Below are 26508 nucleotides of genomic sequence, written 5' to 3' on the forward strand. Positions count from 1 at the left end.
AGATCTCTTCCTGTCAGTGCGTCCGCATCGTCAGTTGCGGGAGGAGCCGTTCGCGGAGTCGTCCTTCTCCAGCGATGGCGCCTTGTCCAGCGACGGCGACGCATCGGGCGCCGGATCGGCCGGGGCCACCGGGGCCGGCGGAGCGTCGATCACGGTCGGCTCCTCCACCGGGTCGTGGTGGGTGACCTTCTCCCGGATCGCGGCCCGCAGCCAGGTGGTGACCACGCCGTCGGCGATCTCCAGGTCGACGGTGTCCTCGTAGGAGGCGTCGATGACCGTGCCGCGGAGACCGGACGTGGTCACGACCACGTCGCCGTTCTCCAGCGACTGCTGAAGCGCCTGCGTCTCCGCGACCTGCCGGCGCTGGCGCCTGCCGGACAGGAAGATCGGGATGAACAGCAGCAGGATGAGTAGTGGGAACAGCAGCGAGAGGTCCATGGTCTCCGTATCTCCGCACGTCGAGAGCCACCAGAGTCTGCCAGCCCCCGCTCAGAACAACGCGGGAGGGCCACCCGGGGTGACGTCCGGCGGCGCAGCGATGCCCAGATGTGACCAGGCCGCCGCCGTGGCAACCCGGCCCCGGGGGGTGCGGGCCAGCATTCCGGCCCGTACCAGGTACGGCTCGCAGACCTCTTCGACGGTACCGGGTTCCTCGCCGACTGCGACAGCAAGCGTCGAAACGCCCACGGGCCCGCCGCCGAACGACCGGACCAGCGCCCCGAGGACGGCGCGGTCCAGCCGGTCGAGCCCCAGCTCGTCGACGTCGTAGACGGCCAGGGCGTCCTGGGCCACCTCCCTGGTGACGGCACCGTCGGCGCGCACCTGGGCGAAGTCCCGCACGCGCCGTAGGAGGCGGTTGGCGATACGCGGGGTGCCCCGGGACCTGCCCGCGATCTCGTGGGCGCCGTCAGGGCGCAGGTCGACGTCGAGGATCACCGCGGCGCGGCGCAGCACGAGCTCCAGTTCCGCAGGCTCGTAGAACTCCATGTGGGCGGTGAAACCGAACCTGTCGCGCAGCGGACCGGTGAGCGCCCCGGACCGGGTGGTGGCCCCGACCAGCGTGAACGGTGCGATCTCCAGCGGGATGGACGTGGCGCCCGGGCCCTTCCCCACCACCACGTCGACCCGGAAGTCCTCCATCGCGAGGTAGAGCATCTCCTCAGCAGGACGGGCGATCCGGTGGATCTCGTCGATGAAGAGGACGTCGCCTGCCTCGAGGTTGGACAGCATGGCGGCGAGGTCGCCAGCGCGTTCCAGCGCCGGGCCCGACGTCAGCCGGATCGCGGCGCCCATCTCGGCAGCGACGATCAGCGCGAGGCTCGTCTTCCCCAGCCCGGGCGGTCCCGAGAGCAGGATGTGGTCGGGTGGGTCACCGCGCCGCCGCGCCCCCTCCAGCACCAGCTCCAGCTGCTCGCGGACCCGCGGCTGCCCGATGAACTCGGTGAGGGTGCGAGGCCGCAGGCTGGCGTCGACCTCGAGGTCTTCGGGCTCAGGTCCCGGGGTGAGCGCGACGTCGTTCACCGAACCCTCCCGCCCGAGAGCGCGACATGGACACGTGTCGCTGTTCGGAGCGCGGGCCGATCAGCGATATGTGTCCATATCGTTGTCTTCATCGGGACCTGCCCAGGCGGGTCAGCGCCGCCCGCAGGAGCGTGCTCGCGTCGGCATCGGCCTCACCGGCCAACACCGCGTCCACCGCCAGCTCCGCGGGCTTCGCGGTGAACCCGAGCCCGACGAGGGCCTCCACCACCTGGTCACGACGCGGGTTCGCACCGTTCAGCGCCGCCGAGGCGACCGCGGCCGGCGCGGCCGGCGACGCCACCACCTTGTCGCGCAGCTCCAGCACCAGGCGCTCCGCACCCTTGCGCCCGATGCCGGGGACGCGGGTGATCGTGGTCAGGTCACCGTCGACGAGCGCGCGGCGGAGCACGTCCGGTGCGAGCACGGCGAGGGTGGCAAGTGCCGTGCGCGGTCCGATGCCGCTGACCGTCTGTAGCAGCCCGAAGAGCTCGCGTTCCTCGTCGTTGGCGAAGCCGAACAGGGTGAGGGACTCCTCCCGCACCACGAGCGCGGTGGCGAGCCGGCTGGGCTGCCCCCGCCGCAGCCCGGCCAGGGTGGTGGGGGTGGCGTGCACGGCCAGGCCCACGCCCCCCACCTCGACGACGGCATGGTCGAGGCCGATCTCCAGCACCTCACCGCGCACAGAACTGATCACGACGCCTCCCCCGCGGCCCTCGCCGCCTTCGCCGCTGTCGCCTTGGCCGCTGCCGCCGCCACGCGTGCCTTGTGAGCCCGCGCCAACTCGGCCGACCGGGCCTGCGCCTGGGCCATCCGGTCCAGCATGGGCGCCCGCCAGCAGTGGCAGATCGCGAGGGCCAGCGCGTCGGCCGCGTCGGCGGGCCGCGGTGCCTCGGCGAGCTTGAGCAGCCGGGTGACCATCGTGGTGACCTGCTCCTTGCCCGCCCGGCCCTCGCCCGTGACGGCGGCCTTCACCTCGCTGGGCGTGTGGAACGCGACCGGCAGTCCGGCCCGGGCCGCGAGCAGCGCGACGACCCCGCTGGCCTGCGCCGTGCCCATCACCGTGCGGACGTTGTGCTGGCTGAACACACGCTCGATCGCCACCACGTCGGGCCGGTACCGCTCGATCCATTCCTCGACCACCGCACCGACCGCCAGCAGCCGCTCCGCGACCGGGGCGTCCGCCGGCGTGCGCACGACGTCGACAGCCACGCAACGCACGGTGCGCCCACCGGCACCGTCGACGACGCCGAGCCCACACCGGGTGAGCCCCGGGTCGACGCCGAGCACCCGCACACCATCTCCTCACGCGCGAACAGCCGTTCGAGGGGGCAGGCTACCGGCGCGCGATCGGGTGCTCGCGAGGGCGCGCCGTCCGCAGACCGGGTACTTCCCCAACGGTCCGTGCGACCGTCGCCACCGCACGCCCGTGCGGGACGACACTCCTCGACGCAGGGGGCGAGCATGTCAGCCATCGATCATCTCGGCACCTACCTGGGCGACCACCTCGGCGGCGCCAACGCGGGGGTCGAGATGGCCCGCCAGCTCGAGGAGGCCGTCCGAGGCACTCCGTACGCGGCAGCGCTCGGACCGATCGCGAGGGACATCGAGGAGGACCTCGAGACTCTGCGTGGCCTCGTCGACGAGGTGGGGGTCGGCCAGAACCCCGTGAAGCAGGCCGTCGGCTGGGTCGTGGAGAAGGCACATCGGATCGGTGTCCACGAGCGGATGGCCGGCAGCCGGGATCTGTCACTGTTGCTGCAGGCCGAGAGCCTCGGGCTCGGTGTGGAGGGCAAGCTCGCGCTCTGGCTGGCACTGATGGAGGTGGTTCCCGCCCACCCGCAGCTCACTACCGTCGACCTGCCGGCCCTGGCGGAACGGGCCCGGGACCAGCGCCGCCGTCTCGAGGTCGCCCGGCTCGGCGCCGCCCGCGCCGCCTTCACCTCCGACGACTGACCGGATGCCCGAGGGCCCCTTCCGCCCCTGCTGGGTCAGGCGATGGTCTGGGACAGGCTGAACCAGTTGCCGGAGTCGTCGCGGAACAGGGCCTCGATCCCGTACGGGCGCCGCGCGGGCTCCTGCGTGAACACGACACCGCGAGCGGAGAGCTCCTCGTAGGTCTTCTGGCAGTCGTCGGTGCCCATCACGCCCGCGCCCATCGCACCCTTCGCGACGAGGGCGCGGATCTGCGCCGCGGTGTCCGGATCGTGGCCCATCCCGACCGCCGCCAGGATGATCTCCATGTCGGGCTGGTCGGGCGGGCCGACGGTCAGCCAGCGGAAGCCCTCGCCCGCCCCCTCGAACTCCGCGCCCATCGTGACGTCGCTGCGCACCTCGAAGCCGAGCTTCTCGGTGTAGAACTCCTTGGCCGAGTCCTGGTCGAGCACGTACACGGTGGTGTGCGACATCCTGCTGATCATCTGGCCCTCCGGGTCGATCACGGTGTGTGCGGCAGACGCTAGGGCTGCTCCACCGGTGCGGGCTTCTCCGTGCTTGCGGTGGTGGCCCCGGGCCGCCCCCATGCCATGACGAAGCAGTCCGGCACCCGCGGCGCTGCCCGCTCGGCGTGCACCTTGCGGTACGCGGTGGGGGACGCGCCCACGAGTTCGGAGAAGCGGGCGCTGAACGAGCCGAGGCTCGTGAACCCGACGAGGTGGCAGATCTCGGTGACGGTGAGGTCGGCCGAACGCAGGAGGTCCTGCGCCCGCTCCACCCGCCTGCGCGTGAGGTACTGGCCGGGCGTCTCGCCGTAGGCCGCGCGGAACCCGCGGGCGAAGTGGTAGCGGGAGAAGCCCGCGGCACGGGCCATGTCGTCGAGGTCGAGTGGCTCGGCGTAATGGCGGTCGATCAGGTCGCGCGCTCGCCGCAGGTGGAACACCGCTGGCACAACCGGACCATTCACCTCCGCATCGTCCCGTACTTTCGTCGCCGTCCCCTGTGCGACACCGAACGGAAACCCGCTGGTGGCATGCCGGGTGCCCAGGAGCTGATCCGGGTTCACCCGCGCGCTGCCGCCGTACGCTCCAACGATGCGTGACGACCGGATCCTGCTGCGTGAGTTCCTGCGCGCCCCCACCCAGGTCGCCACGGTGACGGCGAGTTCGGAGGCACTCGTCGCCGCGATGCTCGCGCCGCACGTGATCGGCGAGGGGTCCGTGGTCGTCGAGCTCGGGGCCGGAACCGGTCACGTCACCGACACCCTGCAGCGCCGGCTGGCCGGGCGCGGCCGCCACATCGCCATCGAGATCAACCCGACGCTGGCACGCAGGCTCGCCGCCCGCCATCCCGCTGTCACCGTCGTGTGCGCCGACGCCGCCGAACTGCCCGACGTGTTGCGGACCCACGGGGTCGCCAAGGCCGACTCGATCTGCAGCCTTCTGCCCTGGGCGGCCTACGCGTCCGCGCCGATCCCCGCCATCGCCGCCGCGGCACTGGCCACGACCGGAACGTTCACCCAGGTCTCGCTGCTGGTGACCCACCTGCTGCCCCCGGCCCGCCGCCAGGAACGCGACCTTCGGGCGGCCTTCGCCGAACTCACCGTGAGCCCGCCGGTCTGGCGCAACCTCCCCCCGGCCCGCGTTCTCGCCGGACGCCGCCCCAGAACCTGAGGAAACCGAAGAAGCACGCCGTCGCGCTCCGGGGTTGGGAGCGCTCAATCGGCGGTCGGCCAGCCCGACAGCACGGCACCGGCGCTCTCGGGGGCGGGTCAGGCGGCCCGGCCGGACACGATGCGCGCGAGACATGATCATCGGCCGGGGACGGGCAACCGTGCCACACACGGCACCGCGTCCCGAAACAGCGATCAACACCCGCGGCGGCCACACCAACCAGCGCTCCGTGGCGGATACCAGGTCATGATCACCAAACGGGGGTCGGTAACCGCGCTATACGCGGCTCCGCGTCCCCAAATGGTGATCATCGCCCGAGGCGGGAGGCCTCGGCCCACCACCCGCGCTCACTCGGGCCGCGACAGTGCCCCGGGGAGCGCGGCCGGTCGCCGGGTGCAGCGGCCGAGCTGTCGGTGGTCGGTCGCAGGTAGCGTCGGTGGCGTGACGACCGGGGAGCCGGGGCTCGACGTGCCCGTGGAGATCGTCGACCTGCTCGTCTCCCCCATACACGCCTTCGAGGGGCGGCCGCAGGACGGACCCCGACCCGACCCCGCCGGGACGCACCCCGAGTACGTCGAGGTCAGGGCGGGTCTCGGACTCGTCGGGGACCGCTATTTCGGGCACGCGGCTCACCGTCGGGCGGCGGTCACGTTCTTCGCGGCGGAGTCACTCGACGAGATCGCCCGCGAGCTCGGTCTGGCGGCCGCGCCCGATGCGGGGCTGACGCGCCGGAACGTGGTGGTGCGTGGCTTCCCGGTGGACCGGCTGGCGGCCGGGCGCGGAACCGAGGGGGCCGTCTTCAGCCTCGATTCGGGCGACGGGCTGGTGCGCTTCCGTGCGCACCGCCCGGCCAACCCCTGCCGCTGGATGGACGTGGTGCTCGCACCGGGCGCGTTCCGCGGGATGCGCGGACGGGGCGGGGTGCGCTGCGAACCGCTCTCCGACGGCGTGCTGCGCCGCGGGCCGGCGTTGCTGCGGGTGGAGACGTCGCTGCCGGCCGCGCCCGGTCAATGGGCCGCGTCGTCCCAGCTGCGGCCGTAGCCGACCGACACCTCGAGCGGCACGCTCAGCTGCGCGGCCGCACCCATCTCGCGCCGCACCAAGCTCTCCACGGCCTCGCGCTCGCCGTCGGCCACCTCGAGCACGAGCTCGTCGTGCACCTGCAGCAGCATCCGGCTGCGCAGCCCCTCGCTGGTGAGGGCCCTGTGCACCCCGAGCATGGCGACCTTGATGATGTCGGCGGCGCTGCCCTGGATGGGGGCGTTGAGCGCCATCCGCTCGGCCATCTCCCGGCGCTGGCGGTTGTCGCTGGTGAGGTCGGGCAGGTAGCGGCGGCGGCCCAGGATCGTGGCGGTGAAGCCGTCCTTGCGGGCGATGTCGACGATGCTGCGCAGGTAGTCGCGCACTCCGCCGAAGACGTTGAAGTACTCGTCCATGAGCCCGCGGGCCTCCTCGGTGGAGATCCGCAGCTGCCCGGCCAGGCCGAACGAGGAGAGTCCGTAGGCCAGCCCGTAGTTCATCGCCTTGATCTTGGCGCGCTGCTCCCCCGAGACCTCGGTGGGTTCGCAGCCGAAGACCCGCCCGGCCGTCTGCGCATGGAAGTCGTGGCGCGAGCGGAAGGCCTCGATCAGCGCGGCGTCCTCCGACAGGTGGGCCATGATCCGCATCTCGATCTGGCTGTAGTCGGCCGTCATCAGCTCCGCGTACCCGGGCCCGACCACGAACGTCTCGCGGATGCGGCGGCCCGCCGCCGTGCGGATCGGCACGTTCTGCAGGTTGGGCTCGGTGGAGCTCAGGCGACCGGTGGCCGCGATCGTCTGGCTGTAGGTGGTGTGGATCCGCCCGTCGTCGGCCACGGACTTGAGCAGGCCGTCGACGGTGACCTTGAGCCGGGTGGCGTCGCGGTGCAGCAGCAGGTGGGAGAGGAACTCGTGGCCCGTCTGCTCGAAGAGCGTCTGCAGCGCGTCGGCGTCGGTGGTGTAGCCGGTCTTGGTGCGCTTGGTCTTCGGCATGTTGAGCTCGTCGAACAGCACCGCCTGCAGCTGCTTCGGCGAGCCGAGGTTGATCTCCTTGCCGATCACGGAGTAGCTGTCCTGCGCGGCCTGCTTCACCTGAGCGGCGAACTCGGCCTCCAGGGCCGCGAGGGCCTCACCGTCGACCGCGATGCCGGCCGTCTCGAGGTCGGCGAGCACGAACTCCAGCGGCAGCTCGAGCTCCGCCAGCAGCTCGGTGCCGCCGCGCTCCGCCAGCTCGGCGTCGAGGGCGTCGGCCAGCTCCGCGACGGCGGAGGCCGCGATCATCTGCGTCTGGGCGCGGGCCGTGTCGGCCTCCTCCTCGCCACCGAGCAGCGAGAGCTGGCCGTCCTCGGCCTCACCGTCGGCCCGCAGCTCGCGCCGCAGGTAGCGCAACGCCAGATCGGCGAGGTCGAAGCTGCGCTGGCCCGGCCGGGCGAGGTAGGCGGCGAGCGCCGTGTCGCTGGTGAGGCCTGCGAGGCTCCAGCCACGCCCGCGCAGCGCGTGGAGCGCCGACTTGGCGTCGTGGGCCGCCTTGGGCACCGACGGGTCGGCGAGCCACTCCCCCAGCGCGGCCTCGTCGTCGGGCGTGAGCTTGACGACGTCGAGGTAGGCGGCCTGCGGCACGCCGGCGAGCGCGGGTGGGTGGGCATCGAGCCCTGCGCGCGCCTCCACGGTGGGCTCGCCCGCCGCGAGCCCGATGCCGGCGAGGTCGCCCGCGGTGGCCCCACCGGTGATGCCGTGGAACGCGAGGCCGACACGGCGGCCGTCGCGCGCATGGCTCTGGAGCCAGGCTCGGACGCCACCCGGCTCGATGGCCCCGCCCTGCACCTCGATGCCGCCCTCGGCCTCCGGCTCGGCGCTCTGCAGGGTGGCGAACAGCCGCTCGCGCAACACCCGGAACTCCAGCTCGTCGAACAGCCGGTGCACGGCGTCGCGATCCCACGGCCGCAGCTCGAGATCGGCAGGCGCAGCATCGAGCGGCACGTCACGGATCAGCTCCGTGAGCTGCCGGTTGAGCAGCACACCGGCCAGGTGCGCCCGCAGCGCGTCGCCCGCCTTGCCCTTGACCTCGTCGACGCGGTCGGTGAGCTCGGCGAGCGAACCGAACTCGCGGATCCACTTCGCGGCCGTCTTCTCCCCCACACCCGGGATGCTCGGCAGGTTGTCGCTGGGGTCGCCCCGCAGCGCCGCGAAATCCGGGTACTGGGCAGGGGTGAGGCCGTAGCGGTTCATCACCTCGCCCGGGTCGATGCGGCCGAGATCGGACACCCCGCGCTTCGGGTAGAGCACCGTGACGTCGTCGCTGACCAACTGGAACGCATCGCGGTCGCCAGTGGTGATGAGAACCTGGAAGCCGTCGGCCTCCGCCTGGGTGGCCAGCGTGGCGATCAGGTCGTCGGCTTCGAAGCCCTCCACACCGAAATCGGGGATGCCCAGCGCCCGCAGCACCTCCTTGATGAGGTCGACCTGGCCGCGGAAATCGTCAGGGGTGGTGGTGCGGTTGGCCTTGTACTCCGTGTAGCGCTCGGAGCGGAACGTGGCGCGGGAGACGTCGAAACACACCGCGAGGTGGGTGGGCTGCTCGTCGCGCAGCAGGTTGATGAGCATCGACGTGAAGCCGTAGACCGCGTTGGTGGTCTGCCCCGTGCCGGTGCGGAAGTTCTCCGCCGGCAGCGCGAAGAACGCGCGGTAGGCCAGAGAGTGGCCATCGAGCAGCAGGAGCCGTCGCCCGGTGGACGACGGCGAGGCCGGCGCCGGCGCGGCCGGCTTCTGTGGGGTGCGTGTGGCGGGGCTCATCGACGGCGAGTGTAGGACCGTCGCCCGACAGTTCCGCACCGGACGGGCCTGCGACACAGCAGGTCGCGGGGAGCGGGGAACCGGGCCCGCGATTTCACCGTTGCTGATGTTGGACGTGCCGTACGTCCGGTTCGTCCCGATAAGGTCCCACCGAGATCATCCGGCCTCCCGACAACCAGATGTGGAGCAGTGACGTGAGCGTCAGCCTCACCAAGGGTGGAAACGTCAGCCTCACCAAGCAGGCCCCCGACCTCACGGCCGTGATCGTTGGCCTCGGGTGGGACGTGCGCAGCACCACCGGCACCGACTTCGATCTCGACACCTCCGCGATCGTGGCCGGTGCAGGCGACAAGGTGCTCTCCGACAAGCACTTCGTGTTCTTCAACAACCTCACCACCCCTGACGGCACCGTCGAGCACACCGGCGACAACGTCACCGGCGAGGGCGCGGGCGACGACGAGCAGGTCAAGGTCAACCTCGCCGCGATGGCCCCCCAGGCCGACAAGGTCGTCTTCGCCGTCAGCATCTACGACGCCGACGCGCGTTCACAGAGCTTCGGCCAGGTCCGCAACGCCTACATCCGGGTCGTCAACCAGGACGGCGGAGCCGAGATCGCCCGCTACGACCTCAGTGAGGACGCCTCCACCGAGACGGCGATGGTCTTCGGGGAGCTCTACCGCAACGGCGCGGAGTGGAAGTTCCGCGCCGTCGGCCAGGGATACGCCTCCGGGCTCGCGGGCATCGCCCGCGACTACGGCGTCAACGTCTGACACGCAGCAGCGAGCTCCACCCGCGCCCGGACCGGGCACCGTCGATCACCGCCTCCCGGGAGCACGTGCCACACCGGGCGAGTTCGGAAAGGGTCCGTCGCGTGCGGCACTTCGGGTACCTGAGCGCGTCCGAGACGGGCGCACTGTTCGCCTCACCACCGGAGCCGTTCCACCGCCGCAGCAGCCGGGAGCTGCTCTCGGTGGCCCTCGGCGCCACGCTCTACATGCCGGCCACCCGGCCGGCACTGGCCGCCGACATCGTCAAGCAGGCGGCCGCCGGCGTCACGTCGGTGGTCGTCTGCCTGGAGGACGCGATCGCGGACGATCAGGTGGCGGAGGGCGAGGCCAACCTGGTGGCGGCGCTGACCGACCTGCACGAGCAACCCGAGGCCGAGCCGCCGATCCTGTTCGTCCGGGTCCGGTACGCGGCGCAGATCCCGGAGCTGGTCGCCCGCCTCGGACCAGCAGCAGCGGTGCTCGACGGGTTCGTCATGCCGAAGTTCACGGCGACGAGTGGCACCGATTACCTGCACGCCCTCGACGAGGCCGACGCCATGGCCGGCACGGCGCTGCTCGCCATGCCCGTGATCGAGTCGGGCGCCGTGCTCTACGCCGAGACGCGCGTCGACGAGCTGACCCGGCTGCGCGCCCTCCTGCACCGCGACCGGCGCCGGATCCTCGCGGTGCGGCTCGGAGCCACCGACCTCTGCGCCCTCTACGGTTTGCGCCGCTCGCCGGACCTGTCTATCTACGACGTCAAGGTGGTGAGCAGCCTGATCGCCGACGTCGTGAACGTGCTGGGCCGGGCCGACGGCAGCGGGTTCACCGTCACCGGGCCCGTGTGGGAGTACTACGCAGGCGTCGAACGGATCTTCAAACCGCTGCTGCGGTCCTCCCCGTTCACCGAGCACAACGAACCGGAGCTGCGCGGGCGGCTCGTCGACCGCGCGATCGACGGGCTCATCCGCGAGGTCTCGCTCGACAGGGCGAACGGGCTGGTCGGCAAGACGGCCATTCACCCGAGCCACGTCGCCGTCGTCAACGCCCTGTCGGTCGTCTCCGCCGAGGAGCACCGCGACGCGTCCGACGTCCTGCGGGCCGGGCGAGCGGGCGGCGTGCTGGCGTCCGGCCATCGCAACAAGATGAACGAGACCGGCCCGCACACGGCGTGGGCCCGGCTCACGATGCTGCGCGCGCGGGCGTTCGGCGTGGCCGCTGACGACGTCTCCTTCGTCGACCTGCTTGCCGCGAGCCTGCCCCGATGACGGGCGTCGCGAGCGCTCCGGCCGAACGGCTCGGCATCCGGCTGCGGCCCGTCGGCCCGGGCGTCGATCCCACCGTGCTGCTGGGCCTGGCGCTGCGCCGCAATCCGCGCCGGGCCCAGCTGCTCGTGTCCCGGGTGCTCGGCAAGCACGTGCCCGCCGACCCCCGGCTGGTCCGCGTCGCGGGGCTGCTGCTGGGCGGTCTGGTGTCCGACGCGCTGAGCGGACGCCCGGCGAGGGCCCTACCGGCGCAGACGCTGCACGCGGCCGTCCGCGGTGACCGCGCTGCGGCCGCCGCGCTGCACACCGACGCCGAGCAGGCGGTCGCTCCGGCATCGGACGCGCTGGTGATCGGCTTCGCCGAGACGGCCACCGCCCTGGGGCACTGTGTGGCCGAAGGGCTGGGCGGGGCCATGTACCTGCACTCCACCCGGAGGCCCGTACCCGGGTTCGCCGTGGCGGGCGGCTTCACGGAGGAGCATTCGCACGCCATCGACCACCTGCTGCTCCCCGCCGACCCCGCGCTGCTCCGCGACGGGCGGGCGCTCGTGCTGGTGGACGACGAGCTCAGCACCGGGCGCACCGCGCTGAACACCATCACGGCCCTGCACCGCACGGCGCCGCGGGAGCGCTACGTCGTGGCCGCTCTCGTGGACGTGCGTCCGCCCGGCAGCGACCTCGTCGACGCCGTCGCGGCGCTGGGTGCTCGGCTCGACGTCGTCGCGCTGGCGCGGGCCGCGATCGAGCTGCCCGTCGACCTCGCCGAACGTGCTGCCGCTCTCCGCGCCGACATCGGAGACGGCCCCACTCCCCGCACCGCCCCGGACGGGCCCGCCTCCCGAGTGGCGCTCGGCGAGCTCGGGTGGCCGGTCGGGCTGCCGGTGGGGGCACGACACGGGGTCGGACCCGATGACCACCGGCGCCTCGAGGCCGCACTCCCCCACGTCGCCGGGGGTCTCGCACGCGCTGTCGGGCTCGATACCGCCGAGCGCACCCTCGTGCTCGGCACCGAGGAGCTGATGCATCTGCCACTGCGGCTGGCCCAGACCCTCGCCGACGCGGGCCACGACGTCGCGTTCTCCAGCACCACGCGCTCGCCCGCGGTGGTGATCGCCTCGCCGGGGTACGCGCTCACCAGCGGCATCGCCTTCCCCGCCCACGACGACCCCGCTGATGGGCCGGGCCCCCGCTTCGCCTACAACCTCGGCGGCGCGCAGGATCCCCCGTGGGACCACGTCCTCGTGGTCGTCGACCCGCCCGGGGACACCCCGGCCCTGCGAACCGGACTGCTCCCGGCACTCGCCCCGCACGCTCGGCGCACGAGCGTGGTGGTCACGCCGTGACCCCCGCCCCGCTGCGCGGCCCGCAGTTCGGCAGCTACGCACCGGACGAGGTCGGCTGGCTGCTCACCGACCTCTCCGGCGTCCCGCTCGAGGCGCCCACGGAGGAGCGTGAGGAGGCCGTCCAGAGCGGCGGTGCGCACTACGCCGAGTCGCTCCCGCACGAGTACCGCCCGGATGCGCGCTACCTCGCGCTGTACCGGTCGGTGCTCGCCGCCACCGCGCCCCGGCTGGCGCAGGCCGTCGGCACGGTCACCGAACTGGTGCTGCGCGAGCGCGGGCCCGACGTGGTGCTCGCGTCGCTCGCCCGCGCGGGCACCCCGGTCGGCGTGCTGATGCGGCGCTGGGTCGCATGGGCCCACGGGCTCGACCTCCCGCACTATGCCGTGTCGATCGTGCGTGGCCGCGGCATCGACCGGCTCGCGTTGCGCCACCTCGCCGAGCACCACGACCCGTCCCGGGTGGTCTTCGTGGACGGCTGGACGGGCAAGGGCGCGATCGCCCGCGAGCTCGCGGCGTCCGTGGCCGAGCACGAGTACGACACCGGCGTGCGGTTCGACCCGCGCCTCGCGGTGCTGGCCGACCCCGGGCGCTGCGCCACCACGTTCGGCACCCGGGAGGACTGGCTGATCGCCTCGGCCTGCCTGAACTCGACGGTGTCCGGGCTCGTCTCCCGCACCGTGCTGCACCCGCGGCTGGTGGGACAGCAGCGCTACCACGGGGCCAAGTTCTACGCGGAGCTCGCCCGCTCGGACGTCTCCGCCGACTTCCTCGACGCCGTCAGCGCACAGTTCCCGCAGGTCGACGACACAACGGCGCCCACCGACCGGGTCGCCGACCACGCCGGCAGCCGGGCCGTCGAGCGCATCGTCGAGGACTACGGCATCGGCGATGTCAACCTCGTCAAGCCCGGGGTCGGCGAGACCACCAGGGTGCTGCTTCGCCGGGTGCCGTGGCGGGTGTTGGTGCGCGCCGGTGCGCCCGCCGCCGACCTCGCCCACATCCGGCTACTCGCGCGGCAGCGCGACGTGCCCATCGAGGAGGTGGCTGACCTGCCCTACGCCTGCGTCGGGCTGATCCATCCCGGCTATACCCGATCCACGACCTGCGCCGACGCCACGGTGGCGGCGTCGTGACGGCGGAGACCGCGGCCGCCGCGCTGGTGACCGGAGGCGCGCGTCCCGTGGTCTGCCTCGACCTCGACCGCACCACGATCTACTCGCCGGCCGCGCTCGACCTGCGCTGCGCCGACAGCGACGCCCCTCGGCTGCTCTGCGTCGAGATCCACGACGGTGCGCCGCGGTCGTTCATGACCGAGTCGGCCGCCGACGCCTTCCGCGAACTGCAGGACACCGCCGTCGTCGTCCCGACCACCACCCGCACGCCCGCGCAGCTCGCCCGCGTGCACCTGCCCGGGCCGCCCGCGCGGTACGCGATCGCCAGCAACGGCGGGCACCTGCTCGTCGACGGGGAGATCGACGCCGGGTGGAGCGCCACCGTGCGAGCCCGGCTCGCGGGCTGCGCACCACTCGCCGAGGTCGAGACGCACATGCGTGCCCACAGCGGCACGTTCGTCCTGCGGCTGCGCACGGCCGCCGGGCTCTTCTGCTACGCGGTGGTGGAGCGGGCGGCGCTGCCTACCGGCTGGATCGAGGAGCTCAGCGACTGGTGCGCTCCCCGCGGCTGGACGGTGTCACTGCAGGGCCGCAAGGTCTACGCCGTGCCCACAGGGCTCACGAAGTCGGCGGCGGCGGCCGAGGTGCTCGACCGCTGCGGCGGCACGCAGTTGCTCGCGGCCGGCGACTCGCTGCTCGACGCCGACCTCCTCGACGCGGCCCACCTCGCGATCCGCCCGGCACACGGCGAGCTCGCGGCCACCGGTTTCGCCCGCCCGCACCTGGCCGTCACCGTCGCCACCGGAGTGGCGGCGGGCGCCGAGCTGCTGGCGTGGCTGTACGAGCACGCCGCGGCGGCCGCCCGTCCCGGCGGTCAGCCCCTGCGCGAGGCCGGCGCGCGTCAGAGGTGACCGGCGGTCACCGGCAGCAGCTCCTGGAACGTACGGCCGGACGCGACGGCGCCGATGGCCGTCATCGTCCAGCCTCCGTCCTCCCCACGGGCCACCTTGGCCATGATCTGCGCGTTGTGCCGTCCCGAGCCCGACAGGACGTAGCGGGCGAGCTCGTCACCCGTGGTCTGGTCGACGAGCCGGCAGAACGCGTTCTCGACCTGCGAGAAGTCCTGGCCGGTGAACGAGTTGACGACGAACACGATCTGACCGATCGCGGGCGAGAGCCGCGTGAGATCCACGAGGATCGTCTCGTCGTCGCCCTCACCTGCTCCCGTGAGGTTGTCGCCGGTGTGCTGAACGGAGCCGTCCTGGCTGCGCAGCTGCCGGAACCACACGGCGTCGACCAGGTTGTCGCTCACGTCGAACAGCAGCGCGGACGCATCCAGGTCGACCTGCTGCGACTTCGAGCCGAACAGGCCGCGCTTCTTCACTGCGTCCCAGCCCAGTCCCATACGGACCACGCTCAGGCTTCCGCCGTCGCGCTTCGCGAGAGAGACCTTCTGACCCTTGGTCAGGCTGATCGACACACGTACTCCATTCGTCATCGCCGGGGAGGGAGCACGACCACGTGTGAGTGGCCGGCGAGGATCTCGGGAACCACCGGCCACGGCAGCCGGCGATCACGCGCCGAGCCACCGTAGCCCACTGGATCTTCGCCCGATACGCCCTGACTGCCCGAATTGACGGGATTGGTGTGAGGCGGAGGTCAGCCGACCTCCGCAATCAGCACATCGAATCGCCGACGGCTACGCGTTGACCTCTTCGAGCACCTCGTCGGAGACGTCGAAGTTGGCATAGACGTTCTGCACCTCGTCGCTGTCCTCGAGCGCGTCGATCAGGCGGAACACCTTCTTCGCCGCCTCCGCGTCGAGCGGCACGCTCATCGACGGCAGGAAGGTGGGGTCGGCCGAGTCGTAGTCGATGCCGGCCTCCTGCAATGCCGTGCGCACCGGGATGAGGTCGCCGGCCTCGGAGACGACCTCGAAGCTCTCGCCGAGGTCGTTGACCTCCTCGGCGCCGGCATCGAGCACGGCGAGCAGCAGATCGTCCTCGGTGAGGTCGCCCGCCTTCGGAACGATCACCACGCCCTTGCGCGTGAAGAGGTACGCCACCGAGCCGGGGTCGGCCATCGCGCCGCCGTTGCGGGTCATCGCCGTGCGGACCTCGGTGGCGGCTCGGTTGCGGTTGTCGGTGAGGCACTCGATGAGCACCGCGACACCGTTCGGCCCGTAACCCTCGTACGTGATCGTCTGGTAGTCGGCACCCCCCGCGTCGGCACCGGACCCGCGCTTGACGGCACGGTCGATGTTGTCATTGGGGACCGAACTCTTCTTGGCCTTCTGGATGGCGTCGTACAGCGTGGGGTTGCCATCCGGGTCACCGCCGCCCGTGCGCGCGGCCACCTCGATGTTCTTGATCAGCTTGGCGAACATCTTGCCGCGCCGGGCGTCGATGACGGCCTTCTTGTGCTTCGTCGTCGCCCACTTGGAGTGGCCGCTCATCGGTGTCGCCGTCCTTTCCCAGCTCTTGCCCACCCGCCGGGATCCGGACGTCCGCCACCGGCCTCCTGCCGCGCGGACCGGATAGCACCGACGTCTGCTTGAACTGTCGATTCTACCGACCCGTTCGGATGGCGAGCGCCCGGGAAGGGGCCCACCGGCTGCGCCCATTGCTCAGGCGGCGCGGGCGGCTTCCTTCACGAGATCACAGAAGAGCCCGTGCACCCGCAGATCACCCGTGAGCTCGGGGTGGAACGACGTGGCGATCACCGCGCCCTGACGCACGGCGACCGCTCGGCCGGCCGCCGCGCCCGCGTCGGCACCGGTGATCGTCGACTGCGGGACGGTGGCGAGCACCTCCACTCCGGGGCCTGCCGACTCGACCCACGGCGCACGGATGAACACCGCGCGCACGGGACCACCGAGCATTCCGCGGAAGCGCAGGTCGGTCTCGAACGAGTCGACCTGGCGGCCGAACGCGTTGCGCCGGACCACGACGTCGAGACCGCCGATCTGCTTCTGATCGGGTCGGCCGTCGAGGACCTCGCGGGCGAGAAGGATCATCCCGGCGCAGGACCCGTAGGCCGGCATCCCGGCGGCGATCCGCTCGCGCAGCGGGTCGAGCAGGTCGAAGACCTCGAGCAGCCGGCTCATCGTGGTGGACTCCCCGCCGGGGATCACCAACGCGTCCACCGCGTCGAGCTCGGAGGGGCGGCGCACCGGCACACCGCGGACGTCGCCGCAGGCCGACACGGCCGCAAGGTGCTCGCGGACATCACCTTGCAGAGCGAGCACACCGATCACGGGAAGCACAGGTCCAGGGTAGTCGCTGCCCCGTGACACGGCGGGCACCGTGCTCCCGTTCCGCAACGGCGGCGGGAGGCCTCATCCGCTGACGCCCGGGCGCGCCGGCCTGCTGCGGACGTAGGCGCCCGGGGTGTGTCCCAGGGACCGCCGGAAGACGTCGATGAAGGCGCTGGTGGTCGCGAAACCGCAGCGGCGCCCCACCGTCGTCACGGACCGGCCCTCGGCGAGCAGCCGAAGCGCCTGGTAGAGCCGCAGCTGGGTACGCCACTGTGGGAAGGTCATTCCGACGTCCTGGCGGAACAGCCTGGTCAGCGTCCGACCGCTGGCGCCGACCTCACGCCCGAGGGCTTCGAGGCTGCGGGAGTCCGACGGGTCGGCCTCGAGGATCGCGGTGACGGCCGCGAGCCGGGCGTCGTGGGCGGCGGGGATCCTGACGGGCCGCTCACGGGCCGCGGCCAGCTGGTCGAGCAGCACGCCGAGCATCCGCCGACGCGCTCGGGCGTCCTGCGACTCGTCGAGCGCGGTGTAGGCGATGAGCAGCTCACGCAGGAGCGGGGACACCGCGAGGACCGTCGGCTCGACGAGACCGAGGGGGTTGCGCTCGGCGGGCAGCCCGAGCAGGTGGAGGCGGGTCTCGCCGTATGCCCGATGGGAGTGGACCGTGCCCGCCGGCACCCAGATCGCGCGGTGCGCGGGCACGATCCAACGCGAGGCCTCGGTGTGCACGGCCAGCACCCCCTGGCTCGCGTACGCCACCTGGTTCTCGTCGTGCCAGTGCGCGTCCACCCCGGCGGTGGCGGCGAGATCGCGACTGTTGGTCGGCGCGTGCGGGAGGTGGCGAGTGCTCGACACAGTCGGGCAGATTATCGGAATCGCGCACCCGGCCCGAGTGGATGATCGATGCGGTATCGCCACGCGTCGGCCGTGGTCAGCCGGCTGTTGCGCGCAGGAGCCATTCCCCACCGCCACAGCCCAGGTCCAGCACGCGCTCGGCGTCGGGTCGTATGCCCTGTTCGAGCAGTCGACGCACCGAGTCGTCGTCGAGCGGGGACGCTATCGGGTGATCGGCATGGGCGAGCCTGGAGATCCGTTCGCGGTTCACCGGCGCAGCGTTGCCGGCTCGCCTCCGCAGCTCTGAAGGTCGCCGCCGATCAGCTGCGACAGGTGGCGAGTACTCGACACAATCAGGCCTGTTATCGGAATCGCGCAGCCCGGTCCGAACCGATGATCGCTGCATGTCGACAGGGAAACGCTCACTCTCCCGGCCCATGATCGTGCTCGTCATCGGGCATGCGGTCGATGACCTTTATCAGGGAGCCGTTCCCGCAATCGTCCCGTTTCTGGTCGCCGAGCGGTCGTACGGATATCTCGCGGCGTCCGGCATCACCTTGGCCGCGACGCTGCTGTCGTCAGTTGTGCAGCCGTTGTTCGGCGTGCTCACCGACCGCCGTCAGATGCCGTGGCTGGTCCCGCTGGGAATGACGCTCGCCGGCGCGGGCATCGGTCTCTCGGGCGTGAGCGACTCCTATCTGATGACGTGGGCGGCGATCGCCCTCTCAGGCCTCGGGGTAGCCGCCTATCACCCGGAGTCCGCCCGGCTCGCCCGTTCGGTCAGCGGCGGCAGTCACGTCGGGATGAGCTGGTTCTCCGTCGGCGGGAACATCGGGTTCGCGCTCGGGCCCGTGATCGTCACCCCGGTGCTCCAGCTGGGCGGGCTGAGCGCCAGCCCACTGCTCGTCATCCCGGCCGCGGTCGGCGGCGCCCTCACGATCTCGGCCCTGGGTCGTTCCGGCATCCGCACACAGGCACCGAGAACGGGCGCGATCACGAGTGGCCGGGACGACTGGTGGCAGTTCGGCCGCCTGACGATCGTGGTCATCTGCCGTTCGATCGTGACATTCGGCCTCAGCACGTTCCTCGCGATCTGGGTCGCGGGGCGGGTGGGCGGTGGCCCGGTGGCCGGTGAGGTCGCCCTCGTGGTGCTGTTCGGGGTCGGCGCGGCCGGCACCCTGCTCGGTGGGGTGCTGGCGTCGCGATGGGGCCGCATCCGGACGATCCGCGTGTCCTACGCGGTCGCCGTGCCGGCGCTGATCGGCCTCGCGCTCGTCCCCGGGCCCGCCGTGTACCTGCTGGTGGCGTTGACCGCCGTCGCCACGTACGTCCCGTTCTCGCTCCATGTCACGCTCGGACAGGACTATCTGCCGAACAGGCTCGGCACGGCAAGCGGTGTCACGCTCGGTCTCGCGGTCAGCGTCGGCGGCCTCGCGGCCCCGGGCGTCGCAGCGCTCGCCAACGCATTCTCACTGCAGTACGCCCTGCTCGCCCTCGCGCTGCTGCCTGTTGTGGCGCTGCTCGCCGCGCGCCGCATGTCGGAGCCGGGAACCGGCGCCGAGCCGCACACCGCAGCGGTGGAAGTCGACGTCAGGGCCGCCCGTTGACGACCCTTCCGCCGGCGCCGGGGCGTCAGACCGGGGCGACGTCGCTCCGGCCCGTGGCACTGCGGACCGCCTCGGCCACGGCCGGGGCGACCGCGGAGTCGAAGACGCTCGGCACGATGAACGACGGGTTCGGCTCGGTGACGACGTCGGCGATGGCCGCAGAGGCGGCGAGCAGCATCGCGTCGGTGATGTCGCGCGCCTGGGCGTCCAGCAGGCCGCGGAACACGCCGGGGAACGCGAGCACGTTGTTGATCTGGTTGGGGTAGTCGGAGCGGCCGGTGGCCACCACGGCGGCCTTTGCCATCGCGATCGCGGGGTCGATCTCCGGGTCGGGGTTGGCCAGGGCGAACACGATGGCGTCGGACGCCATCGTGGCGAGCTCCTCGGCACCGAACAGGTTGGGCGCCGACACCCCGATGAACACGTCGGCGTCGATCAGCGCGTCGGCGAGCGTGCCGGACACCTGCTCCACGTTGGTGTGCTCAGCGATCCAGGTCAGGTTGTTGTCGAGACCGGGACGACCCGGGTGGACGATCCCGTTGATGTCGACGGCCAGCACGTCGCCGGGCGCGCTGGAGCGCAGCAGCCGGATGATCGCGGAGCCGGCGGCACCGACCCCGCACACCACGACCTTGCACTCCGAGAGCTTCTTGCCGACCACCCGCAGCGCGTTGCGCAGCGCACCCAGGACGACCACCGCGGTGCCGTGCTGGTCGTCGTGGAAGACCGGGATGTCGAGCAGCTCGCGCAGCCGTGCCTCGATCTCGAAGCAGCGCGGGGCCGCGATGTCCTCGAGGTTGATGCCGCCGTAGGCGGGGGCGAGGATCTGGACGGTGCGGATGATCTCCTCGGTGTCCTGGGTGTCCAGGCACACCGGCCAGGCGTCCACCCCGGCGAAGCGCTTGAACAGCGCCGCCTTGCCCTCCATCACCGGCATCGCGGCGGCGGCGCCGAGGTTGCCGAGACCGAGCACGGCAGACCCGTCGGTGACCACCGCCACCGTGTTGCGCTTGATCGTCAAGCGCCGCGCGTCGGCCGGGTTCGCTGCGATGGCCTGGCAGACCCGGGCGACGCCGGGGGTGTAGGCCCGCGACAGGTCGTCGCGGTTGCGCAGGCTGACCTTGGACTCGACGCTCAGCTTGCCCCCGAGGTGGAGCAGGAACGTGCGGTCGGAGACCTTGCGCACGCGCACGCCGGGAAGCGCCTCCAGCGCGGCGGTGATCTCCTCCGCGTGGGCCTCGTTGAGCGCGTTGCAGCTGATGTCGACGACGAGGATCTCGTTGTGGGCGGCCTCCACCACGTCGAACGCGGTGACGACTCCCCCGACGCGGCCGATGGCCATCGTGAGGTCGCCCGCGGCGCTGGCGGAGGCGGGCACCTCGACCCGCGCGGTGATGGCATAACCGGGACCCGGAACTGGCACACCAAGACATTACCGTCGGCGACCGGACGACCTGCCGGCCCGGGTCGTGCGGCCCTGCTCACTTCCCCTCCGATGAATATTCGATGAACCCGAATGCTCTCCAAGGGGTTGTGACGGCTGCATCTCGGGGTGTGGGATGGCGCACACGTCAGCTTCGACACCGACACTCCGACATCGACGCAGTGCTGCGGAGGTGGTCTTCCATGGCCGTCAGAGCAGAAGCCGGGCAGCGGACGGGGAACCGATCACAGGTTCCGACCGCCGGCGACCCGTCCCGAGTGCGCAACGTGGTCCTCGTGGGGCCGTCGGGCTCGGGGAAGACGACGCTGGTGGAGGCGCTGCTCGCGCATACAGCAGCGATTCCCCGGGCCGGGGCGGTGGTCGAGGGCACCACCGTCTGCGACCACGATCCCGCTGCGGTCCGGCAGCAACGGTCGGTCGCGCTGTCCGTCGCCCCCCTGCTCCACGAGGACACGAAGATCAACCTCATCGACACCCCCGGCTACGGGGACTTCGTCGGTGAGCTCCGCGCCGGTCTGCGCGCCGCCGACGCCGCGCTGTTCGTCGTGCCGGCGAACGAGGGGCGTGAGGGTCAGATCGACCCCGCCACCGTCGCGCAGTGGGAGGAGTGTGCCGCGGTCGGCATGCCACGCGCCGTGGTGGTGGCGCGCTGCGACCACGCGCGCGCCGACCTCGAGGCCACGATCGCCGCCTGCCAGGACGCGTTCGGCAGCGGTGTCGCGCCGCTCTATCTCCCCATCCGCGAGGGCGACCGCCTCGCGGGCCTGTACGGCCTGCTCACCCAGTCGCCTGCCGGTCAGGCCCCGCCCGGGGCGGAGGACGCCCGCAGCGAGCTGGTCGAGGGCATCATCGAGCAGTCCGAGGACGAGACGCTCATGGAGCGCTACCTCGGCGGCGAGGAGCTGGAGGTCTCCACGCTCATCGACGACCTCGAGACGGCCGTCGCCCAGGGGAGCTTCCACCCCGTGATCCCCGTCTGCGCGAGCAGCGGGATCGGGCTCGACGCGCTGCTGGAGGTGCTCGTCGGTGGGTTCCCCTCACCGCTGGAGCGCGCACTCCCGCCGGTCACCGGCGTCGACGGGACCCCACATCCGGCGCTCACGGCGGACCCGGAGGGCCCACTCGCCGCCGAGGTCGTACGCACGTCCGCCGATGCCTACGTCGGGCGCGTGTCGGTGGTGCGGGTGTTCTCCGGGACGCTGCGCCCGGAGTCGACCGTGCACATCAGTGGGCACCACGTGGTCATCCCCGCCCAGCGGGACGGGGAGCAGAACGGCTCCGAGCCCGACGGCCACGACGCCGACGAGCGTCTAGCCCACATCTACGCCCCGCTCGGCGCCACGCTGCGCGAGATCGACGCCTGCGTGGCGGGTGACATCTGCGCCCTCACGAAGCTCGGCACCGCCGAGACCGGCGACACGGTCTCGGCCAGCGAGCACCCGCTGCTGCTCTCCTGCTGGGATCTCCCCCGGCCGTTGCTGCCCGTCGCGGTGGCCACGCGCACGCGGGGAGACGAGGACGCGCTGGTCAAGACACTGGGCAAGATCGTCGCGGCCGACCCGACGCTGCGGCTGGAACGCAACCAGGAGACGCATCAGACGGTGCTGTGGTGCATGGGTGAGGCCCACGCGGACGTCGTGCTGTCGCGGCTGCGCGCCGGCGGCGCCGAGGTCGACACCGAACCGGTGCGCATCCCGCTGCGCGCCGCCCTCGCCAGGCCCGCGCGGGTCACCGGGCGCCACGTCAAGCAGTCCGGCGGGCACGGCCAGTACGCCGTGTGCCACATCGAGTTCGAGCCGCTGCCGCGCGGGTCGGGCATCGACTTCGTCGTCAAGATCTTCGGTGGATCGGTACCCACCCAGTTCATCCCGAGTGTGGAGAAGGGGGTGCGGGCGCAGGCGGCGCGAGGGCTGACCGACGATCATCACCCGGTGGTCGACTTCCGTGCCACGCTCGTGGACGGCAAGGCGCACAGCGTCGACTCCTCGGACGCCGCATTCCAGACGGCAGGCGCGCTCGCCTTGCGGGAGGCGGCCGAGGCGTGCGGCGTGCAGATCCTCGAGCCGTACGACGAGGTCACGGTGCGCGTCCCCGACGAGCACCTCGGATCCGTGCTCGGTGACCTGTCCGGCCGGCGCGGGCGGGTGCTCGGCACCGACGTCGCCGGACCGGGGCGCTCGCTGGTGCGCGCCGAGGTGCCCTGCACCGAACTGCGTCGCTATGCCGTGGACCTGCGCGCGATGACCAGCGGTGCGGCGACGTTCTCGCGCCAGTTCGCCCGCTACGACGTGGCACCGACCTGACGGCCTGCCGCACCGCCTGTACGCACGACGCCCGTCAGGGCACGCCGAGGTAACGCAGTCCTGCGGTTGTGGCCGCCGCCAGCACGACGACCAGCACGAACGGCACCTTCCGCCAGGCGGCGAGCGCGCCGACGGCCACACCCGCCGGGCGAGCCCATCCCGCGAACCCGGAGCCGTCGGTGAGCGCCGCGGTGGCCACGAGCGCGACCAGCAGGGCGGTGGCGCCGAGGTCGACGTGGCGCTCCACACGACCGGGCAGCCGCACGCGGTCGCGCAGGACGACGCCGGTCAGCCGCAGCAGGTAGGTGCCGACGGCGAGAGTCAGCACGGCGGGCCAGTTCACGCGTCGCTCCCCCGGCTCGCCGGAACCCGCGCGGCGAAGAGACCCGCCAGGCCCACCAGCACCGGCAGTCCGGCCGGCAGCCACGGCGTGGCCATCAGCGCCGCTGCCGCGGCCAGGAGCCCGACCCTGCGGGCGTCGGCCCGGCGCAGCGAGGGCAGCAGGAGGGCCAGCAGAGCGGCCGGGAACGCGGCGTCCACCCCGAACGCGTCGGGATCCGGCACGGCGGAGCCCGCCAACATCCCCACCACCGTCCCCAGGTTCCACGCGACGAACAGCAGGGCCCCGCACAGCCAGTACGCGCTGCGCGACCGCGTGCCGCCGCCCCGGGCCTGCGAGAACGCCACGCTCTCGTCGACCATGAGGTGCGCGCCGAGCAGCCGAGCGGGCCAGCGCTCGGCGATGTTGCCGCCCACGGCCAGCCCGAACGGCACGTGCCGTGCGTTGAGCAGGAGACCGGCAGCCACCGCCGCGACCGCACCGCCCCCCGCCGCGACCACGGCGACCGCGAGGAACTGCGCGCCGCCCGCGAACACGAGCAGCGAGAGCGCCATCGTGAGTGCCATCGGCACCTGCGCGGTTGCGGCCAGGGCGCCGAACGAGGCGCCGACCAGGGCGCTCGCCGCGGCGAGCGCCACCGCGTCCCGCAGGTCCTCCCGGTCTAGTGTTCGGCTGAGTGAACGCATGTCCCATAGAGTGAACGGCAAGCAATCCGTTCGTCAAGCCGAACAAGGAGTCCGATGGATCGAACGGCGCCCTTGGCGACCATCGCCGCCGCGCTCCGCAGGGAGCGCGAGCGCCACGGCATCTCCCTCACCGAGCTCGCCCGGCGCGCCGGCGTGGCCAAGTCGACGCTCTCCCAGCTCGAGTCCGGTGCGGGCAACCCGAGCGTCGAAACCCTGTGGGCACTCGCCGTGGTGCTCGAGGTGCCGTTCTCACGTCTGGTGGAGCCGCCGGTCTCCCCCGTGCAGGTGGTGCGGGCGGGCGAAGGCGTGGCGATCCCGTCGGAGCACGCCCGGTTCACCGGCACGCTGCTCGCCGCCTGCCCTCCGGGTGCCCGCCGCGACCTGCACGTCATCGCCGCCGAACCGGGCCCGGCCCGCACCGCGCACGCCCACATCCCCGGCACTGTCGAGCACATGATCGTCACGTCGGGACGGTGGCGCGCGGGACCGGCCGACGAGGAGGTCGACCTCGGCCCGGGTGACTACCTTCGCTTCCCCGGCGACCGGCCACACACCTACGAAGCCCTCGAACCCGGCTCGGTCGCGGTGCTGGTGATGGAGTACGTGTAGCCCTCCCACCAGCACCGCGACCGAGACCGGGTCCGAGTCCGGGGTCGTGATCAGCCCCCGGGAACCGCGGCCGGGGCACCTCCGGGCGGATTCGCATCAGGGCTGCCCTCGGCGAGCCGCCGCGCGAGCGGCCAGGCCTCGCGCAAGCGAATATCGGACTGAGCCCGCGTCGAACTGGTCACTCGGGCCACCAGGCCTCCGGGGGGCGGAGCCACGGGCCTGAGCTGGTCCAGGTTCCGCTGACCGAGCGTGTGCCTGAGGTCGGTGACGAGGCCACTCACCAGCTCACCGAGAGGCAGCGAGTACTGCTTGACCCAGTCGACGTGCATGTAGGACTCCTGCACGGATCCGGAACCACTGTTCGGGAACCAGTCGAGCTGGACGCACAGGTGCATGGGGCCCGGAGGCAGGATGCTCACGTCCGTGGTGCGGTACCACTCCCTGCCGTCGACGAAGGCGGCGACATGTGTGGGCGTCCACTCGACCGCCCAGTTGTGCCACTGCGTCGCGTCGATCCGCACCTGTCCGTGCACCTGGTTGTTGTTCGGCCCGTAGTGCAGGAAGAAGTCGGTGGTCTGGCGGGTTTCGTCCATCATCTCCATGAAGTCGATCTCTCCGCCCACCGGGAAGTTCTCGGCGTCGGGCCAGAGCAGCATCAGCGCGTTGTACGTCTCGTCGGACGCGGGCGCCCGCACCCTGCCCTCCCAGCGGCCGTACATCTGGCCCGGGTTCCACGCCATGCCCTCGGTGTTGCCCTGGGAGTCACCGGTGATGGTCATCACCCCGTTCTGGACGCTCACCGCATCGGGCGTGCGCCGCCCGTTGCCCGCGTGACCCGGCCCGTCGTAGAGATCCCAGTCGGGGCCTAGGCCTGAGGTGAACTCGTCCGCCCGGTTGGGCGTGCCCCATCCGAACCGTTCGGCCGCGGTGGTGCCGTCACCCGGAGGGGGACAGTCGGGCGGAGTCGTGGGCGGGGTCGTGGGCGGAGTCGTCGGTGGGGTCGTGGGCGGAACCGTCGGCGGGGTCGTCGGGGGAAGCGTGGGCGGGGTCGTGGGCGGAAGCGTGGGAGGAGTCGTCGGCGGAACGACCGGGGGGAACAGCGGTGTCAGCACGATCGGCACCGGGAAGGGGATCGGCACCGGGAACGGCATCGGGAAGGGCACGGGGTAGGGCACGGGCACCACCACCGTCCCCCCGGACGAGGCCGGGGGCGGCACGATGGGCGGCAGCGTCGGGAACACCGGCGGCGTCGGGAACACCGGGGGAAGCGTGGGCGGCGTCGGCAGCACCGGTGGCAGAGTGGGCGGCGTCGGCAGGACCGTCGGCTGAGCGACGGGGATCTGCGGCTTGGGCAGCGGGACCGGCTGGTCCAGCGGTTTGGGCAACGGCACCGGCGGCGCCTCGGGCTTCGCCGCAACGCCCGGAGCGTCGGGCTTGGCCAGGCCGACTGCGGGCGGCGCCGGCTTCCCCGCCTCGGGACCGGGCTTCGGCGGCTCAGGCGCGCCCTCCTTGATCGCGCCCCCCTGCCCCTTGCCCGACGCGTCCACCGTGCCCTTGCCGGACGTGTCGACGAGCCCCTTGCCGGACGCGTCGGTCAGCCCCTTCCCCGACGTGTCCACCAGGCCCTTGCCCGAGGAATCCACAAGCGTCTTGCCGGAGGAGTCCGCAAGCCCCTTGCCCGAAGCATCCACCAGGCCCTTGCCCGAGGCGTCGACGAGCCCCTTGCCGGACGCGTCGGTCAGCCCCTTCCCGGACGTATCCACCAGGCCCTTGCCGGACGGATCCGACACCCCCTTGCCGGAGCCCGGGGAATCGGGCGTGCCCTTGCCCGGGGGCTGGGTCGGCGGAACCGTCGGAGTGGTGGTCGGTGGCGTCGTCGGCACACAGGTCGGCGGCGGCGTCGGCTGCGCAATCGCCGCCAGCGATCCGGTGAGCATCGTGGTGGCGACGATGCCCACAACGGTCGCAAATCGCCTCATCTATCTCGCCTGCCCCTCGTGTCCC

The 26508-nt window shown here is 72.2% G+C and carries 27 protein-coding genes; 11 read left to right on the forward strand and 16 right to left on the reverse strand.

What is annotated here, in order from left to right; all coding sequences use genetic code 11:
* Positions 1 to 30: 30 nt before the first annotated feature.
* From yajC to ruvC, 4 genes are all read right to left on the reverse strand, one after another.
* Positions 31 to 438, reverse strand: coding sequence for a preprotein translocase subunit YajC (yajC, locus tag ABD743_RS36830; RefSeq protein WP_344728039.1), 408 nt, complete (start codon positions 436 to 438; stop codon positions 31 to 33).
* Between the two features lie 51 nt (positions 439 to 489).
* Positions 490 to 1521 carry a Holliday junction branch migration DNA helicase RuvB gene (gene ruvB, locus ABD743_RS36835; RefSeq protein WP_344728040.1) on the reverse strand — a complete coding sequence of 344 codons (1032 nt, stop codon included), beginning with the start codon at positions 1519 to 1521 and terminating at the stop codon, positions 490 to 492.
* Positions 1522 to 1609: 88 nt separating this feature from the next.
* Positions 1610 to 2215, reverse strand: coding sequence for a Holliday junction branch migration protein RuvA (gene ruvA / locus ABD743_RS36840; protein ID WP_344728042.1), 606 nt, complete (start codon positions 2213 to 2215; stop codon positions 1610 to 1612).
* Positions 2212 to 2814: a crossover junction endodeoxyribonuclease RuvC gene (gene ruvC / locus ABD743_RS36845; RefSeq protein ID WP_344728043.1), complete on the reverse strand. Its 603-nt coding sequence runs from the start codon at positions 2812 to 2814 to the stop codon at positions 2212 to 2214. The genes ruvA and ruvC overlap by 4 nt, the downstream gene beginning before the upstream one ends.
* 168 nt (positions 2815 to 2982) lie before the next feature.
* Between ruvC and ABD743_RS36850 the strand changes: the two genes are divergently transcribed.
* Complete coding sequence (locus tag ABD743_RS36850) at positions 2983 to 3474, forward strand: hypothetical protein (protein WP_344728044.1); 492 nt, start codon at positions 2983 to 2985, stop codon at positions 3472 to 3474.
* Between the two features lie 35 nt (positions 3475 to 3509).
* On the opposite strand, the gene ABD743_RS36855 is transcribed toward ABD743_RS36850, so the two are convergent.
* A complete protein-coding gene (locus ABD743_RS36855; protein ID WP_344728046.1) occupies positions 3510 to 3938 on the reverse strand; it encodes a VOC family protein in 429 nt (142 codons plus the stop codon).
* Between the two features lie 38 nt (positions 3939 to 3976).
* A complete protein-coding gene (locus tag ABD743_RS36860) occupies positions 3977 to 4405 on the reverse strand; it encodes a helix-turn-helix domain-containing protein (RefSeq protein WP_344728047.1) in 429 nt (142 codons plus the stop codon).
* A gap of 142 nt (positions 4406 to 4547) precedes the next feature.
* Between ABD743_RS36860 and ABD743_RS36865 the strand changes: the two genes are divergently transcribed.
* Entirely contained in the window at positions 4548 to 5126 is a 579-nt protein-coding gene (locus ABD743_RS36865; RefSeq protein ID WP_344728048.1) for a class I SAM-dependent methyltransferase, read from the forward strand.
* Between the two features lie 441 nt (positions 5127 to 5567).
* Positions 5568 to 6167: an MOSC domain-containing protein gene (locus ABD743_RS36870; protein ID WP_344728049.1), complete on the forward strand. Its 600-nt coding sequence runs from the start codon at positions 5568 to 5570 to the stop codon at positions 6165 to 6167.
* On the opposite strand, the gene polA is transcribed toward ABD743_RS36870, so the two are convergent.
* The gene (polA, locus tag ABD743_RS36875) at positions 6134 to 8938 is read right to left on the reverse strand and encodes a DNA polymerase I (protein WP_344728051.1); all 2805 of its coding nucleotides are present in this window, start codon (positions 8936 to 8938) and stop codon (positions 6134 to 6136) included. The two genes, ABD743_RS36870 and polA, sit on opposite strands and share 34 nt — an antisense overlap.
* A gap of 194 nt (positions 8939 to 9132) precedes the next feature.
* Here polA and ABD743_RS36880 point away from each other — a divergent pair, with 194 nt between their 5' ends.
* The 5 genes from ABD743_RS36880 to ABD743_RS36900 all read left to right on the forward strand — a co-directional run bounded on the left by ABD743_RS36880 (position 9133) and on the right by ABD743_RS36900 (position 14336).
* Complete coding sequence (locus ABD743_RS36880) at positions 9133 to 9708, forward strand: TerD family protein (RefSeq protein WP_344728052.1); 576 nt, start codon at positions 9133 to 9135, stop codon at positions 9706 to 9708.
* 101 nt (positions 9709 to 9809) lie between these two features.
* Complete coding sequence (locus ABD743_RS36885; RefSeq protein ID WP_344728053.1) at positions 9810 to 10973, forward strand: HpcH/HpaI aldolase/citrate lyase family protein; 1164 nt, start codon at positions 9810 to 9812, stop codon at positions 10971 to 10973.
* A complete protein-coding gene (locus ABD743_RS36890; protein WP_344728055.1) occupies positions 10970 to 12313 on the forward strand; it encodes a phosphoribosyltransferase family protein in 1344 nt (447 codons plus the stop codon). The genes ABD743_RS36885 and ABD743_RS36890 overlap by 4 nt, the downstream gene beginning before the upstream one ends.
* Complete coding sequence (locus ABD743_RS36895; RefSeq protein ID WP_344728056.1) at positions 12310 to 13446, forward strand: cysteine protease StiP family protein; 1137 nt, start codon at positions 12310 to 12312, stop codon at positions 13444 to 13446. Before ABD743_RS36890 ends, ABD743_RS36895 begins: the two co-directional genes overlap by 4 nt.
* Entirely contained in the window at positions 13443 to 14336 is an 894-nt protein-coding gene (locus ABD743_RS36900) for an HAD family hydrolase (RefSeq protein WP_344728058.1), read from the forward strand. Before ABD743_RS36895 ends, ABD743_RS36900 begins: the two co-directional genes overlap by 4 nt.
* Here the strand turns inward: ABD743_RS36900 and ABD743_RS36905 are convergent.
* From ABD743_RS36905 to ABD743_RS36925, 5 genes are all read right to left on the reverse strand, one after another.
* The gene (locus ABD743_RS36905; protein ID WP_344728060.1) at positions 14327 to 14905 is read right to left on the reverse strand and encodes a TerD family protein; all 579 of its coding nucleotides are present in this window, start codon (positions 14903 to 14905) and stop codon (positions 14327 to 14329) included. The two genes, ABD743_RS36900 and ABD743_RS36905, sit on opposite strands and share 10 nt — an antisense overlap.
* Positions 14906 to 15124: 219 nt before the next feature.
* Complete coding sequence (locus ABD743_RS36910; RefSeq protein WP_241039022.1) at positions 15125 to 15880, reverse strand: YebC/PmpR family DNA-binding transcriptional regulator; 756 nt, start codon at positions 15878 to 15880, stop codon at positions 15125 to 15127.
* Positions 15881 to 16051: 171 nt separating this feature from the next.
* A complete protein-coding gene (pdxT, locus tag ABD743_RS36915; RefSeq protein ID WP_344728062.1) occupies positions 16052 to 16690 on the reverse strand; it encodes a pyridoxal 5'-phosphate synthase glutaminase subunit PdxT in 639 nt (212 codons plus the stop codon).
* Between the two features lie 72 nt (positions 16691 to 16762).
* On the reverse strand, positions 16763 to 17536 hold the full coding sequence (locus ABD743_RS36920; RefSeq protein WP_344728064.1) for an AraC family transcriptional regulator: 774 nt from the start codon (positions 17534 to 17536) through the stop codon (positions 16763 to 16765).
* Positions 17537 to 17612: 76 nt separating this feature from the next.
* Entirely contained in the window at positions 17613 to 17786 is a 174-nt protein-coding gene (locus ABD743_RS36925; RefSeq protein WP_344728065.1) for a hypothetical protein, read from the reverse strand.
* A 133-nt stretch (positions 17787 to 17919) separates the two neighbouring features.
* On the opposite strand from ABD743_RS36925, the gene ABD743_RS36930 reads away from it, so the two are divergent.
* Positions 17920 to 19122: an MFS transporter gene (locus ABD743_RS36930; protein ID WP_344728067.1), complete on the forward strand. Its 1203-nt coding sequence runs from the start codon at positions 17920 to 17922 to the stop codon at positions 19120 to 19122.
* A gap of 25 nt (positions 19123 to 19147) precedes the next feature.
* Here ABD743_RS36930 and ABD743_RS36935 read toward each other — a convergent pair whose 3' ends face one another.
* Positions 19148 to 20545 (reverse strand): NAD-dependent malic enzyme, encoded by a 1398-nt coding sequence (locus tag ABD743_RS36935; protein ID WP_344728068.1) that lies wholly within the window; start codon positions 20543 to 20545, stop codon positions 19148 to 19150.
* A 203-nt stretch (positions 20546 to 20748) separates the two neighbouring features.
* On the opposite strand from ABD743_RS36935, the gene ABD743_RS36940 reads away from it, so the two are divergent.
* Complete coding sequence (locus tag ABD743_RS36940) at positions 20749 to 22869, forward strand: elongation factor G-like protein EF-G2 (protein ID WP_344728070.1); 2121 nt, start codon at positions 20749 to 20751, stop codon at positions 22867 to 22869.
* A 34-nt stretch (positions 22870 to 22903) separates the two neighbouring features.
* On the opposite strand, the gene ABD743_RS36945 is transcribed toward ABD743_RS36940, so the two are convergent.
* Complete coding sequence (locus tag ABD743_RS36945) at positions 22904 to 23212, reverse strand: AzlD domain-containing protein (RefSeq protein ID WP_344728071.1); 309 nt, start codon at positions 23210 to 23212, stop codon at positions 22904 to 22906.
* Positions 23209 to 23895 carry an AzlC family ABC transporter permease gene (locus ABD743_RS36950; protein ID WP_344728073.1) on the reverse strand — a complete coding sequence of 229 codons (687 nt, stop codon included), beginning with the start codon at positions 23893 to 23895 and terminating at the stop codon, positions 23209 to 23211. The genes ABD743_RS36945 and ABD743_RS36950 overlap by 4 nt, the downstream gene beginning before the upstream one ends.
* 54 nt (positions 23896 to 23949) lie before the next feature.
* On the opposite strand from ABD743_RS36950, the gene ABD743_RS36955 reads away from it, so the two are divergent.
* On the forward strand, positions 23950 to 24504 hold the full coding sequence (locus ABD743_RS36955) for a helix-turn-helix domain-containing protein (RefSeq protein WP_344728074.1): 555 nt from the start codon (positions 23950 to 23952) through the stop codon (positions 24502 to 24504).
* 50 nt (positions 24505 to 24554) lie between these two features.
* Here the strand turns inward: ABD743_RS36955 and ABD743_RS36960 are convergent, their stop codons facing one another.
* Positions 24555 to 26483, reverse strand: coding sequence for a glycoside hydrolase family 16 protein (locus ABD743_RS36960; protein WP_344728076.1), 1929 nt, complete (start codon positions 26481 to 26483; stop codon positions 24555 to 24557).
* Positions 26484 to 26508: the final 25 nt, after the last annotated feature.

Origin of the sequence: Pseudonocardia yunnanensis, from assembly GCF_039534065.1 — a bacterium.
In the GTDB taxonomy this organism is placed as follows: Bacteria; Actinomycetota; Actinomycetes; order Mycobacteriales; family Pseudonocardiaceae; genus Pseudonocardia; species Pseudonocardia yunnanensis.